Source organism: Rahnella sp. BCC 1045 (genome assembly GCF_019049615.1).
Taxonomy (GTDB): Bacteria; Pseudomonadota; Gammaproteobacteria; order Enterobacterales; family Enterobacteriaceae; genus Rahnella; species Rahnella contaminans.
The window spans coordinates 1-13,648 of record NZ_JAFMOZ010000070.1; the positions used below are offsets into that span (position 1 = coordinate 1).

At 44.1% G+C, this 13,648-nt stretch carries 12 protein-coding genes; all 12 read right to left on the bottom strand.

Annotation, left to right across the window (positions count from 1 at the left end; all coding sequences use genetic code 11):
• Positions 1 to 89 precede the first annotated feature (89 nt).
• Complete coding sequence (locus tag J1782_RS00870; protein ID WP_165059123.1) at positions 90 to 1,079, bottom strand: glycosyltransferase family 1 protein; 990 nt, start codon at positions 1,077 to 1,079, stop codon at positions 90 to 92.
• A gap of 16 nt (positions 1,080 to 1,095) precedes the next feature.
• Positions 1,096 to 2,253 carry a glycosyltransferase gene (locus J1782_RS00875; RefSeq protein ID WP_217152115.1) on the bottom strand — a complete coding sequence of 386 codons (1,158 nt, stop codon included), beginning with the start codon at positions 2,251 to 2,253 and terminating at the stop codon, positions 1,096 to 1,098.
• 89 nt (positions 2,254 to 2,342) lie between these two features.
• Complete coding sequence (locus tag J1782_RS00880; protein WP_217152126.1) at positions 2,343 to 4,514, bottom strand: polysaccharide biosynthesis tyrosine autokinase; 2,172 nt, start codon at positions 4,512 to 4,514, stop codon at positions 2,343 to 2,345.
• 18 nt (positions 4,515 to 4,532) lie between these two features.
• Positions 4,533 to 4,967, bottom strand: a complete 435-nt coding sequence (locus J1782_RS00885) for a protein tyrosine phosphatase (RefSeq protein ID WP_165059118.1) — start codon at positions 4,965 to 4,967, stop codon at positions 4,533 to 4,535.
• Between the two features lie 2 nt (positions 4,968 to 4,969).
• Positions 4,970 to 6,103, bottom strand: a complete 1,134-nt coding sequence (locus J1782_RS00890; RefSeq protein ID WP_165059116.1) for a polysaccharide export protein — start codon at positions 6,101 to 6,103, stop codon at positions 4,970 to 4,972.
• Positions 6,104 to 6,200: 97 nt separating this feature from the next.
• A complete protein-coding gene (wbaP, locus tag J1782_RS00895; RefSeq protein ID WP_217152133.1) occupies positions 6,201 to 7,631 on the bottom strand; it encodes an undecaprenyl-phosphate galactose phosphotransferase WbaP in 1,431 nt (476 codons plus the stop codon).
• A gap of 170 nt (positions 7,632 to 7,801) precedes the next feature.
• Positions 7,802 to 9,892 carry a YjbH domain-containing protein gene (locus tag J1782_RS00900; protein WP_217152139.1) on the bottom strand — a complete coding sequence of 697 codons (2,091 nt, stop codon included), beginning with the start codon at positions 9,890 to 9,892 and terminating at the stop codon, positions 7,802 to 7,804.
• Positions 9,892 to 10,635 carry a capsule biosynthesis GfcC family protein gene (locus tag J1782_RS00905; protein WP_217152135.1) on the bottom strand — a complete coding sequence of 248 codons (744 nt, stop codon included), beginning with the start codon at positions 10,633 to 10,635 and terminating at the stop codon, positions 9,892 to 9,894. The genes J1782_RS00900 and J1782_RS00905 overlap by 1 nt, the downstream gene beginning before the upstream one ends.
• Positions 10,632 to 11,288: a YjbF family lipoprotein gene (locus J1782_RS00910; protein WP_217152137.1), complete on the bottom strand. Its 657-nt coding sequence runs from the start codon at positions 11,286 to 11,288 to the stop codon at positions 10,632 to 10,634. Before J1782_RS00910 ends, J1782_RS00905 begins: the two co-directional genes overlap by 4 nt.
• A 74-nt stretch (positions 11,289 to 11,362) precedes the next feature.
• The gene (locus J1782_RS00915) at positions 11,363 to 11,578 is read right to left on the bottom strand and encodes a hypothetical protein (RefSeq protein WP_152327709.1); all 216 of its coding nucleotides are present in this window, start codon (positions 11,576 to 11,578) and stop codon (positions 11,363 to 11,365) included.
• A 265-nt stretch (positions 11,579 to 11,843) separates the two neighbouring features.
• Positions 11,844 to 12,539, bottom strand: coding sequence for an EAL domain-containing protein (locus tag J1782_RS00920; protein ID WP_152327708.1), 696 nt, complete (start codon positions 12,537 to 12,539; stop codon positions 11,844 to 11,846).
• A gap of 88 nt (positions 12,540 to 12,627) precedes the next feature.
• Positions 12,628 to 13,131, bottom strand: a complete 504-nt coding sequence (locus tag J1782_RS00925) for a helix-turn-helix transcriptional regulator (protein ID WP_259229273.1) — start codon at positions 13,129 to 13,131, stop codon at positions 12,628 to 12,630.
• Between the last annotated feature and the right edge of the window lie 517 nt (positions 13,132 to 13,648).

A 13,648-nucleotide genomic window follows, 5' to 3' on the forward strand; every position in this document is an offset into this window, starting at 1 on the left:
CACCATAACTTTATACAGGAAAGATTCATATCCTAACCACTTAGTAAAAAATAGATTATGTCAGTTTGTAGTAGTACAGATTTCACTTTCTATTTTCTTAATTTCGTAAGAGAATGATTAATTAAACTTACAGTTTTATCCCAGGTGAATTGCCTGGCACGATGCAGGCCCTTAATCTGTAGGTCATTAACCAAAACCTTATTATTTATCAGAGAATTTATTCCTCTTGCTATGTCCTCGACAGATTCAGGATCAACCAGAACTGAATAACCTTCAGCGATTTCTTTAAGTGCTGTCGTGTTCGAGGCCAACGTAGGTACACCACAAGCCATTGCTTCAATGACAGGTAAACCAAAACCTTCGTATAACGATGGCATTAGCAATGCCCTAGCACCACGATAATAAGATGGCAATTTTTCTTCATCGATATAACCGGTAAAATAAATATCGTCTGACAAATCCAGAGAAGCAATATATTCTTTTAACTCAGGCGTTTCTTTTCCTGTCAAAACAAGTTTGATTCCATATTTGTCTTCAACAGTGGAGTATGCCTTTATTAACCTTTCTTCATTTTTATGTAGCTTCCTGTTACTTACACATAAAAAGTATTTGTATCCGGGCTTAAAAACATCTCCCTCAGGTTTAAAATCTTTAGATACTCCATTTCCAACTACCACAATTTTTTCGGGAGAGACGCCTGCCCATTCAGCTATCCTCCTTCTTGAGAATTCAGATACGGTAAATATTAGCAACGATTTCTTGCAAGCCCGCTTTAAAACAAAGTCATAATAAATAGTTTTTAGATAACTATCATTTCCGCTGATATCAATATGATTTAAATCATGGATAGTAATAATACTACGATTGACAAATAACCAGGGTGCATTGAATCCGGGGGTGAAATATATTGATTTATTATAAAACAGATACCATGGAGTGACTAAGATATCTAAAGGACTGGTGGGCTTTATATTTAGTTTTATGTATCCGTCGAAGTTGACACGCTTCGTTATTTCTGATGAAAATCTTCCAATCCCATGGCCGCCTTCCCATCTTTTATCGAATATTATTTTTTTCATTACCCCCCCCTTTTAATTAAGACAATAAATCATTCCATTTATTGACAATATTTTTTGTTTCAAAGTTGTTCAATATAAATTTAAAATGCAGGTTACTTTCTAAATAGTTCCGGATTAATAAAGTAAGTTGTTCTTCATTATCAAATAAAAAGCCTTGGTTATCTGACAGTAATTCAGGAATCCCACCGACTTCCTTCGCTGCGACAGGAACCTTTCTTGCCATACTCTCAATGATCACCCTGCCAAATGGTTCATTCCATTTTGATGGCACAATTAAAAGGTCCAGGCAATCAAGAAAGTCATTTGCAGGCACATTGCCCAGGAACTCAACGTTCAACTTACTTTTCCTGGCTTCATCAGAAAGATGGAGTATGTAATCTTTATCTCCATCACCTGCTATTTTCAAACTAATATTTTTTGTTATACAGTCAGGGAGCTTACTAAGCGCTGCAAATATCAAATCTATTCCCTTTGTTTTATGAACGCGCCCTAAATAACCAAAATTTATTATTTTTCCATTAAAACCATTATATTGCCTTTCCTTTAAAACATCTTCCAAACAAATATTATAAATAACATGTTGTTGTGCGTTTTTGAAATACCCGCTTCTTATATGTTCATCCAAGACAAAGCGACTAATACCAACTACATCATCCACATACTTTGAGTTGGATTTTTTAAGAATAGTCATGCTCTTGCACAATCCACATTGACTACCGCAATTATCTTCCTTATACATATTTGCGTTTACACATAATAATGTATAACTCCTTAAGATATGGATAGTCCGTATTCCTTTTTCCTTTGCAATTTTCCAGGCCAGTGAAGATATATCCTCTATCGTACTGGTAATAAAAATTTCTGGTTTTATTTTTTCTAAAATCGCGCCAATCTTATTTGCAAATGAAATGTTATTAGAATCCACAACATGCCAGATTAGCTTCTTAACTCTAGATACTTCTTTGTTTTTCATGGACCAATATAAATTAGAATACTTAACCCTGTTAACATCTATGCTATTAACCTGATCTTTATAATCAGCATCACTGACAGCAAGTACTTCAACTTCATAGCCTAAACTTGACAATTGTTCAGTCAACAACTTAGTTGAAATTTCGCCCCCCCCGGCGATATCAGGATAATAACCACGACAAGCAACAAGAATTTTTTTCATTTTTTGGCCTGAATTTCTTTATGCGTTAATGTTTAAGACAAACAACCCGCATTCATCAATTAAAGTATCGATCTGACATAAAATGCATACTATTCGTCAGATATTTTATCCGAATATTTATAGCCATAATGATTGTATCCGTAGCCGTAATAATTACTGGCTTTTTTTACAACCCCGTTAAGTATACATCCTTTAATTTCAACGCCACTTTGTGCGAAACGTCTGATACTTACTTCCATTTCTTTTGGAGTATTGACCTCAAATCGTGCCACCAGCAACGATGTGCCAGCATAGCGTCCAATGACAGCCGCATCTGTGACAGCAAGAATAGGGGCAGTATCAATGACAACAATATTGTAATTCTCAGCAGCCCATTCGATTAACTTATTAAAGCGCGAATGCATTAATAACTCGACAGGATTCGGGGGTACCTTACCACGCGTAATATAATCAAACCCGACACTTGGCAAGGTTTTAACACCCTGTTCGATAGTGGATTTCCCAGCAAGAATATCAGACAGACCATGCTCCAGACTACCCTTGAACAGTTTATGCACATAACCTTTGCGCAGGTCAGCATCTATAAACAGTACGCGCTGATTTCCCATGGCTAACAATGCAGCCATGTTGCTGCTTATAAATGTTTTACCTGCATTCGGGCTTGCACTGGAGATCATTAAGACATTATTTTTAGCTTCCATCATGGCAAAGTGCAAACTGGTACGCAGCCCGCGAATTGCCTCCATTGCCAGGTCGGCAGGATTTTCTTGCGCTAAAAATAATAAGTTGTTTTTGTTCTTTTGGTTTTTTCCTTTTTTTGATATTGATTCTTTAACAATCCACTCAGACAGAGGAACGCTTGCATACACATTAATGCCCAATTCTTCTAACTGTTCAGGTGACTCGATACCTCTGTGCAGGAAAATTCTTAACAGGACAATAGATAATGAGAATATTCCCCCTAAAACAACCCCTATAAATATAACCAAAAGCTTTCGCGGTTTTATAGGTTTAGGCTCAGTCATCGCGCTGTCAATTATTCTTACATTACCAATAGCACTTGATTCTGCAATGCTCAATTCCTGCTGCCGGTTCAGCAATTGCATATAGATTGCCTGACCGGATTCTACGTCACGACTCAATCGCAACACTTCTTGTTGGGTTGCTGGCATTCCGGAGACGCGCTTATTGAGCTTCTCTTTTTCTTCCTCCAATGTCTGGCGTTTTTCCATAAGCGCCTTATAGGTTGGATGCGATTTGGTATAAAGCTGAGAAATTTCAGCCTCACGGAAAGTAAGCTCATTTAATTGATTATCAACATTTACAATCTGGTCTAAAGCCGACTTTGCTTCCAGTGACAGGTCAACAGAATCACTTTGTTTCCTGTAAGTATTTAACTTATCTTCCGCAATATTTAAATCGCTACGGACTTTGGGGAGTTGTGTATTTAGAAACTCGAGGCTTTTCGCATCCTGAGCAGCTTGACGGGCGATATTTTGTGCAAGGTAGTTCTCGCTGATACTATTTAAAACAGCTTTAATTAATTCAGGATCATCGCCTGTGAATGTCAAATTAAGGATACCCGTATTCTTCCCCTGATCTTCCGCAGAGAAAGAACCCAGAACTTTGTTAATGGCATCCAGATATGTCAGATAGTTTACTGTAAAACTAGTTCCTGGCGGTGCATCCATTTGACTAACCACTAATGAGATGCCTTTACTTTCGATAAGCTCACCGACGGTTCCTTTTAAATCGATATCATTACCGGTGATCTTAAAATGATGTTTATCAAGCACCGTAAGCGTAATTTCAGGACTTTTACCGGCGACATTTTGCAGATAAAGTCGACTCACGGTCAACTTACCTTTCGGCTGTCCAGTCAGACGAGCCCAACCCCTTCCAAAAATTGGGAAGTAATCTTGTTCAACATTTGCCTGTAGATTCAGATCCTGGACTGTTTTACCCAATATCATTCTGGACTGTAAAAGTGCGACTTCCGGCGCGGAATCAGGCTGACTGTCTGGCAACATCTGACTGATGCTATTAATGAGGGCATTGCCTTGTTTTTGTTCAACCTGAATCAGAGCATCAGCCTGATATATTGGAGTGGCAAATAAAGCATATACTACTGCCAACACCGCAAATATTGCGGTTAAGATAATAATAAGTTTTCTATGGTCAAGTAATTGCCCAATTAACTTACCAAGTTCAATTTCACCCGAGTGTGAACTTTCTGACTTCAAAGAAATAACAGATGACATGCAATAGATTCCTAATTTTTATCCACCCAGTTTAATTGCCCAAATCTGGCAAGCTCGGTCAATTAGCTGATAAACAAAGTTGAATGCTTCCTGGCTTTGGAGATATGGATCGGGAATTTCTTTTTGCTGCAGCCAGTGCCCCAGTAGCAAAGTCTTACCACGAACCTCCGGAGCCATACGTGTGACAGATTCAATATGGCGTTTTTCCATCACGAGTATCAGATCATACTGACGCCCAAGTTGCTTGGTAAATTGCCTGCCTTTATGCCCATCCAGAGCAACACCATAATGCTGTGCAGTCAGTAATGCCGTTTCGTCAGCGGGATATCCCACTAATGCTTTGACACCTGCAGAGTCTATTTTTTTATCAGGTAATAATTGACGTAATATACGTTCTGCCGTTGGAGAGCGGCAAATATTTCCCGTGCAGATAATCAGCAATGAATCAAACATTCCTAATTCCAGTTATGAATATATCGTGCAGTTTCGGTCATACTATTAACCCCGTTAATAGTAGGAACCAGCTGAGATATCACGCGGTTCCAGCGGACAACCGGTGCGGCGGTAACATAAACAATATCGTACGGCTGTAACTGGAATTCAGTACTCATCACCATTGCGGAGGCATCTTTAGCATTCAGCTGATAGATATTGGCGATTTTCCCCTGTTTATTATCCTTAATCTGGCGGATAACAAATATCCCCGACGCATCCGACATCACCTGTGAAACGCCGTCGGCATTACCTAATGCTTCTGCCAGAGTCATCCCGCTGCGATCCATTTTAAGCGTGCTCTGTTTCCCGACTTCACCCATGACAAATACTTTCAGGTCATCATTACGTGGTACGTAGAGAATATCGCCCGGAAAGAGCAACTGATTTTGGGTTAAATCCCCTTTCTGCATCAATGCTTCAAGCGAGATGCGACGGTCCTTCCCGTTATGAGTTAATACGACATTACGCCAGTCTGCGTCCGGCGCGAGCCCACCCGCGGCGTTGATGGCATCGATGACGGTCAGGGGAATATTGGTAATCGGCTGCTGGCTCGATTTCACAACCTCACCACTGACATAAACTTTTTGCGAGCGGAAAGACGCGACGCTGACATCCACCTGCGGACTTTCAATATACGTCGCCAGACGGCTACTGATCTCCTCACGAACCTGAGAGACAGTTTTCCCCGCCACGGCGACTTTACCTATGTATGGGTAAAATATCGTGCCATCGGTATTGACCCAGTTACCCGTATCACTGGCACTGCGGTACTGACCGGCCGGGGTGGTCAGTTCAGGATGATCCCACACAGTAACCATCAGAACATCACCGGAACCAATACGGTATTGGTAGTTTTGCAGTTGCATATCCAGCTCTGGATTTGGCCGTGCCTGAGCAACGATCGGACGCAGCTGATCCACCAGGCCGGGCGTCATCGGATACACGTTAACTAATTTATCAATGTCATAATTGCTATCAGTAGGTTGAACAACGTCTTTGTCCATGGTACTTAACGACTGCCCTGGAATAACCGTACATCCGCTCAGTAACAAAGCTCCGAATAATGCAGAAATCTTAAACGTTTTATTTTTCATAAAATCCATATCATGTGGTTCAACAGAAATTGATGTTGGCCATGACGCTAATAACAAGCAGCCAATACATGAGGGTGATGCATTATTTAAATGACTGTTAATAAGCACCGTCTTTTCTAAGCACAACACTTACTGTTTTAAACAAGATGGCGATGTCATTCCACATCGACCAGTTTTTTACATACCAGGCGTCAAGATAGACGCGGGTCTCGTAATCCACATCACTGCGACCACTCACCTGCCATAATCCGGTCATTCCCGGTTTGCTCAGCAAGTAATAATCCACCTCATCACTGTAACGCTCCAGTTCAGCGTTAATAATAGGCCTCGGACCAACAAGGCTCATCTCTCCTTTTAATACATTAAATAACTGCGGCAATTCATCCATGCTGGTTTTACGCAATAAATGTCCGATGCGCGTAATACGTGGATCGTTTTTCAGCTTAAATGTCTCATCCCACTCGGCGCGTGCTTCCGGGTTATTTGCCAGCAATTGCTCAAGCACTTCCTTGGAATTGATTACCATTGAGCGGAATTTAAGACATTTGAAAGGACGCCCGCCTTTACCAATACGCTCATGGCCATAAATTGCCGGGCCGCCATCTTTCCTCACTTTGAAGCTGATATACAGCAGCAGCGGAGACAATATGGCAATAATCCCCAGTGAAGCCACAATATCGAAAGCACGTTTCAGGAAGCGTGATGACCATTTCGCCAGATTCTGATGAACACGTAAGATCATCACTTCGTGGCTGAAAATAAACGACATATCCGTACTGTCGAGCGGCATGCCGCGCAGGGTCGGGATCACCGAGACATAACGGTAACCGTGGATCATAAAGACCCGTAGCCAGTAGTTACGGATATCGCTCTGGTGTGCTTCCACAGCGACAATAAACTGGGTTTTCTTGTCGCACGGCGTTAATAACCACAGGTCATCGCAGAATATGATCGGAATGCCATCAATGCTGTCCCCCGGCTTGTCAGTCAGTTCGCTGGAAATAAATCCGGTGACGTTCAGCCCGAGATTCTTTTCGCTTTGAATCGCTTTGTAAGCCTCGTGAGCATTTTTACCGGTACCAATAATAATGGCATCGCGTTGCCAGATACCCAGAACCGTTAATACACGCTTAGTCATCATGCGGGCACAAGGTACAAATATCAGCACCAACAGCCAGGTGAGGATCCACATATAACGGGAAAAATTCCACTCCGCGAAAGCCATCACCGCGATCTCAATAACAGCAAAAATGACCAGCGTACGTAAAATTTCTTTCAGTTCAAACCAGAAGGTTTTGCGGTAGTAATAATGCCGCAAGCGAATCGAGAACCAGCCAACACAACAAAATGCCAGCGTCCAGTGTAATAAAACCAGGGCAGTAACATGTTGAGCGGGAATATAGTCATCAAACTCTTTGAGCATGAAGCTCAGTAATATTTTTGCGACATAAATCGACAGGGTGAAACTGACGAAATCAGAAAGAGCAAGAAACAGGCTTGAGTAAAAATTTCTGGTGAGAAATGTCATATTTCCCTCACAACAAGTATCAAAAAATAATTATTACCTGAGGACATCAGGTTAATAGGCTTATAATAATTGACTTCATTAACTGTCCCCTGACATGCTGACATATCAGAAAAATAATAAATAAGTCATTTTGTAGGTGCCTGACTGTTGCAGTCAGACACAACCTTTCATTAAGGCAACTGCGGCGTATCTCTGTCTGAAGTAATACCGTACAAGCCGTACTGTCTGCCCAGCATCTGGCCACCATCACGCGTCAGTGGTGTCCAGCTGACAGCTGGCGTGCTACGTGTCGGTTTGACAGTCAGTAAGTCCAGCGGTACAGAGATGTAGAAGCCTTTAGTAAAGGAGCCTTCACCGTATTCCTGTTTAGAGACATTCGTCAGCGTCGCATAGGCTCCCACGGTGACACCGCTGTCAAAGCGTTTGGAGAGATCCAACGTGCCGCCTTTGTCTTTAGCCAGATATTGCCCGACACTCATTTTCACCAGCACATCATCCATAAATGCCGGCCGCCAGTAGGCTGTCAGGTTGCCGGTTGCGGCCTTGTAGTTAGTGAAGCGCATCATGTCGTCCCAGTCGCGCTGTTTGACATAGTTGGCATCAATACCCAGTGCCCAGTCAGAATCCAGTGGCCGGTAGAGCACTTCGCCCCCGACGCCGCCGTACATCATCTCCAGATAACCGCCATAAAGCTGTCCGTAGAAACCGTTGCCCAGATAACGGAAGTAGTTGGCTTGCAGGTTATTCACATAGACATCGTTCTGAACGTATTCACGGATATGCGTTCGTACGCGTGGCAGAGAAGAGTCATTACTGACGCCATCATAGCGGAACTTATCGTAGTTATTGGCAACGTTGCCAAACACGCCGCCATCGACAAGCAGATGATCTGTCAGCCAGTAGTTGGCATCCGCCAGCACCCCGATCTGATACATATAAAAGTTTTCAGGGCCGCCGACGGATTGTCTTAATACCGGCGACAGGCTGTAATTAAACCGGTCCTTGCCGATAAAGAATCCCTGACCGACGTCTGCGACCGGTTCAATCCGTTGCTGGTTCAGGGACTGTTCCTGCCCCAGCGGATAACCCTGTTGCTGCTGACGCAGGCTCGCCACGCGGGTACGTGTGGTGACCATCGGCATACCAAAGCGGTTTTGGGTAACATCCAGTGTGTCGACATTCTCCGGCAGATTATTCAGCATGATGAGATTGGCACGCTCTACGCCTTTGGACGTATTACGATATTTATCCTGCTGACCCGTAACGTTGAGGGTGTCGTCACGGATGTCGATACGCGGTTCGCTAAACCCGGCATTGCCTTTCAGTTGGGCCAGTTGCCCGGTCGCGACGCTGTAATTAACCATTCCCGCACTTTGCGGCTGCGGCTGATAGGCAGGAACCGGATCATCAATCTGATGAGGAACCCAATCGTTCATGTTACTGCGCAGGGTAAACCCGAACATAAAGGTATTGCCACGCTCGTAGCTGGCGTTGACATCCATCCAGCTGGCCAGGCGATAAACAGCACCGAAGTTAAACTTACTGTTCTGTTTTAGTGCCCCGGCAAAATCATCGCGGTAGTTATTACCATCGTATTCCATCTTCAGGCGCAACGGCTGCCAGGGGGTCTGATACTCCACGCCGCCGAATACCCCTGCAGGCCCGCGGAACATATCATTGAGTGAAATATCGCCGGTGGAATGGCTTTGCGCGCGGGTACAATATTTATCGCTGGCTTTGCAGAAAGGGTTCGTGATATTGCCGCTGTTGCCGATATAACCCCAGCCTACCCCCAGCGTGAAATCTAGCGGTCCGGCCGCTTTACTGGCGACCAGATACTCACTGTCAAACAACCCCGTGCCGCCGATATCGCGCTTGCCCAACGCGACCTGCGGAAGAAAGTAGCCCTCTTCCCACAGTCTTAATTTCACATCGAAAGACTTGTCTTTATAGGTTTGATTGCCACTGAAGTTTGGATCGCTACTGTAAAGCCGGTCACGCACGTCGGTATAACGCAACGTGGTCTCCAGCCAGGGAAACAACGCCATCGAGATCGAATAAAAACGGTAGGCATCATTATCGCGGTAGTTGGCACTGAACTCCCCTTCTTTGGGGACCCGCGCCGTCGGTGTTTGTAAAAGTCCCGCGCCGCCGAAATCGGACTGTGAAGGACCAAGGGGTTCATCATACGTTTGCGCACGGACGGAATTAGCGTAAACCACGGACACAGCAAGCAGGCTGAGAAGATATTTTGGTTTCATCATTCAGGGATCCGGTGCGCCAAAACAGAGACGATGTGCTGATTAAGGTTTTTAAACTGGCGCGGCAGCGTCCAGTCAGAAAAACCGACCCAAATGATACTGCCCGGCTGGGCTTCAGCGTGGCGATAATTCCAGTAGGCGACCGGCGCGACCCGGATGGTTCCATTGGGATCAATCACCACGGCTTCATTCAGATTGGCACCAGAAAGAAATTGATGGTCTGCGAGATATTCACGAATCGTACGTCCTGCAACCCACGGCTGTTTTCCCGCCCCACTCACCGCCCCCAGCAACAACACGCTGTTGGGATGCGTTGCGGTATAGACGCGATAATCCCCCTGTAACTGGCGGTTAGCGGCATTGTTGTTGAGGATCAAATCCGCATCCATCGGGGTAAACTGACGACCGGTAACCTGCAACCCCTGCAATTGCTGAATGACGCGGTTAATGGTCTGCTGCGTATCGCCACTCTCCGTGGCACGCCAGGCCTTGAGCTGGTTCTGCATGTACAGATACTGTTGCTGCGCCTCAGGCGTTGCGGCAGGCACAGCAATCACGGTGCCGGGCGACCAGGATTGGCGGATCAGGTCGGACTCCGCCATCATCTGGCGCATATCTTTAATATGGCTGAGTACCTGGGCAGGCTGCCCCTGAGAAGCGCTGGTGTAAACGGCCACGTTGCCCTCGGAAAATGCCATCCCCGGCAAGGCGCTAAAAATGAATAAAAGCGTTTTTATTTTCATGCTGGTGGGATCCCCGCATTGGCAGGTTTGAGCAATGTCATACTCACCGGCATATCTGCTCCCAACCTCTGATTGCTCTTGAGCACTAATCCACTTTGCGGATCTACCCAGAAAGTGTTTTGCCAGCGGTCACCCGTGGCCTCAAGCGTCACATCCTCGCGCCACACCTGACAGGCGACAACTCTTCCGGGAAGTGTCAGGGTTTCGTCGCCCTGACGGCTGAAACGGGATGTCACAACGGATGACAATGGCTGCCGGTTCTCCGTCCAGCGCATCAGACTTGTCCAGCCCGCCCCTTCACGCAAATTTGTTGCATGCAACAGCGGGTCTTTTTGCAGATTGGTGACTTCCAGCAGATCCCCTTGCAAATAACCGGTCGACCGAACCAGGCGACCATTTTGGGTAATAAATACGACCTGGTCGCCGGTACTCCATTTTTCAAAGCCATCCTGGAGATAGCCGACCACAAAGATTTGCGCAGACGTAGGCAGTTTTAAATAAATGCTGCCATAAGGGATAGCGGCAATTCTTTGGGGTGGCACCACAACATCCTGCGGCCCTTTAATGGCAACCTGAAAAGTATCAACCAAACTGTTTTGCGAGGGGGAACACGCTTGTAACAAGAGGCAGAGGAACAATAAGGAATAGCGCACAAGTGATTCCCTATATCTTTATTATCATGTGGGAAAATAACCACACGGATGTGTGGTTATAATTAAGTGACTTATTAGCGTGAGGTTGTGGTGGTAGTTGAGGTGTTAGTGTTGCTGTTACCATTACTATCATCGTTACCTACAGCAATCAGACCTGCGGCTAATATTGCACCGCTGGTACCGACCACTGCCGCCACTGTTTCCCCTTTGCTGAGTTCAGCAGCAGATGTTGTCTGCGAATATAGCGGCAGTAGCATCAGGGAAATAACAGAAAACATGAATTTTCTCATAATTACTCCTCTTCAATTGACAGACGAATTGTTCACCCAATAACCAATGGGCCCTTTGAGTATATCAATAGAAAATAATTATTGTACAATTTAAGACCGGTATATATTTTAGCCATGCTACCGCCCCTGGTTTACGGCCACCAATTTGCCAAAATATTTATCCAATAATTTTCCGCGCAAGGAAGCCTCGCCATTAAATATCAGGCGAAACTTCCTTAGCGTATTCAGAGATCATTAATTCTTTAAAAATTTATGGCGATAAAATTCAGCTATTCGAGAAAAAAGACTGAATTAGTTCCTCCTGATTATAGGAGGACCACAATACTCCTTGCATGGCGTGAATATTGCTGCCTGTTAAATACTCTACATGTTGTGCATTTTCGACACCTTTTACGATAACGCCCTGGCAGTAAGGTGTGAGGTGTTCAATCGTTTTTCTAAATGACTGGGTTCCCTGGTGTTGCCAAAAAAAACTTTCGTCGATCTTTATATATTCAAACGATTCGTTCATAACCAGTGAAAGGCTGGTGTTCCCGGCCCCAAAGTTGTCCAACCATAAAGTACAAAATGCTGATAACGACCGGATAATCTTACGCGGAGCTTCTTGCGTAAATTCCGGAAAATTCTGATCCACTTCCAGCCGGATAAAGCGATGTTGTTCTAAAACGTGACATAGTGCTGTGTTGCTAACGATATGACAGGCGATGTCATAATCGATATTTACAGATAATAAAAAGTCATTATCGGTAAATATATTGGCATTGATGCAGGCAAGGGTGACCTGGTTGAAAAATACTTTTATTTTATCTTCAGGAGATAATTTATATTCATAACCAGCAGAATCAGAGCGATTTTCTACTTTGTATGATCTTCTTACTAATTCGAAACCCAGCAAGCCACCGGATGCTGTGACGATAGGTTCAAAAATATGTCCCGGATAACCACGTGTGACCGATTGCATACCGTCCCCTGAGATAAACAGCAGTAGCCGAATAAAACTGATTCAAAATAGAAATAATCTTTACTACTCTTTATTTTTATCGGGTAACTCAATTCCCTACCGCATGTCGGTGCAAAAAGAACAATGCTGAGCTGCTGCTGGCATCTACACCAATTTTTCTTAGCGAATTGCATTTGTGCACGCTGATGGTTTTCACACTCAGTTTCAGTATATTCGAGATGCTGGTGACAGAAAGACCGGACATCATCATCACCAAAACCTTCTCTTCCATTCGCGTGATATTGTAATTAAACGCCTCCTTGTTAATCGGCGTGCCACGCAGCTGGATAAACTGTTCCACGGCATTCTCCACGTCGGATAACTCTTTTTTCTTCTTCAGAAATTTAAATTCTTTTTTCAGAAGAAGCTCAAGCATCAGGACATCCACCGCCGAAGACACAATGAGTATCCGTTCCGGGTCCAAAACATTCAGATTCTCTCTCAAAAACTCGTAGCATTTGTGGAAACCGCCCGCTGACGGGTCAATGATCAGATAATCCTTTGTATACAATTGCACCTGTTCGCTCTGGTCAAAGGAAATGACACCGTTCACGTAAGGCACCTTCTTGGAGATTATTTCTTTCAACGCCAGTTTCGTAAACTGGCACTCACTCCAGATAATTACCCGAGGCATTGGGCCGCCTAATTTTGTGGTTTTAAAAACGCTAAAACTCTACTCCGAGAGAACGGGGGAGAATAAAGCACTTTCAGAACGATATAAAGAAAACGAAGTTTACCTGCGTTTTAATTCATATTTTTCCTTTCCAGTGACTGTATGTAGAGTAATACGCAGCGGAAACTCTTCAAATCGTTTTTCTCGCTCATAATCACGAGCAACAATAGGTTTGACCGATCGATTTACACATTCTTATCGTTATTAACCCACCTCCGGTCTAGGCGAATTCTTACTTATCTTCCTAATGGCACACAGAAATGTGAGCTATACGACGCTTTTGACTGATATGACTGCAAAAATCTAAGAACTATCTTATTAGGAACTAATCGCATTCTCAGGAATTTGTTTACACCCGATTTAGTCTAAATATTTACACTACAACAGAGCATTATTC

Excerpts from the sequence above, each read along its gene's own strand:
- J1782_RS00870 (WP_165059123.1), bottom strand. The coding sequence starts at position 1,079 with ATGAAAAAAATAATATTCGATAAAAGATGGGAAGGCGGCCATGGGATT.
- J1782_RS00875 (WP_217152115.1), bottom strand. The coding sequence starts at position 2,253 with ATGAAAAAAATTCTTGTTGCTTGTCGTGGTTATTATCCTGATATCGCC.
- J1782_RS00880 (WP_217152126.1), bottom strand. The coding sequence starts at position 4,514 with ATGTCATCTGTTATTTCTTTGAAGTCAGAAAGTTCACACTCGGGTGAA.
- J1782_RS00885 (WP_165059118.1), bottom strand. The coding sequence starts at position 4,967 with ATGTTTGATTCATTGCTGATTATCTGCACGGGAAATATTTGCCGCTCT.
- J1782_RS00890 (WP_165059116.1), bottom strand. The coding sequence starts at position 6,103 with ATGAAAAATAAAACGTTTAAGATTTCTGCATTATTCGGAGCTTTGTTA.
- wbaP (WP_217152133.1), bottom strand. The coding sequence starts at position 7,631 with ATGACATTTCTCACCAGAAATTTTTACTCAAGCCTGTTTCTTGCTCTT.
- J1782_RS00900 (WP_217152139.1), bottom strand. The coding sequence starts at position 9,892 with ATGAAACCAAAATATCTTCTCAGCCTGCTTGCTGTGTCCGTGGTTTAC.
- J1782_RS00905 (WP_217152135.1), bottom strand. The coding sequence starts at position 10,635 with ATGAAAATAAAAACGCTTTTATTCATTTTTAGCGCCTTGCCGGGGATG.
- J1782_RS00915 (WP_152327709.1), bottom strand. The coding sequence starts at position 11,578 with ATGAGAAAATTCATGTTTTCTGTTATTTCCCTGATGCTACTGCCGCTA.
- J1782_RS00920 (WP_152327708.1), bottom strand. The coding sequence starts at position 12,539 with ATGCAATCGGTCACACGTGGTTATCCGGGACATATTTTTGAACCTATC.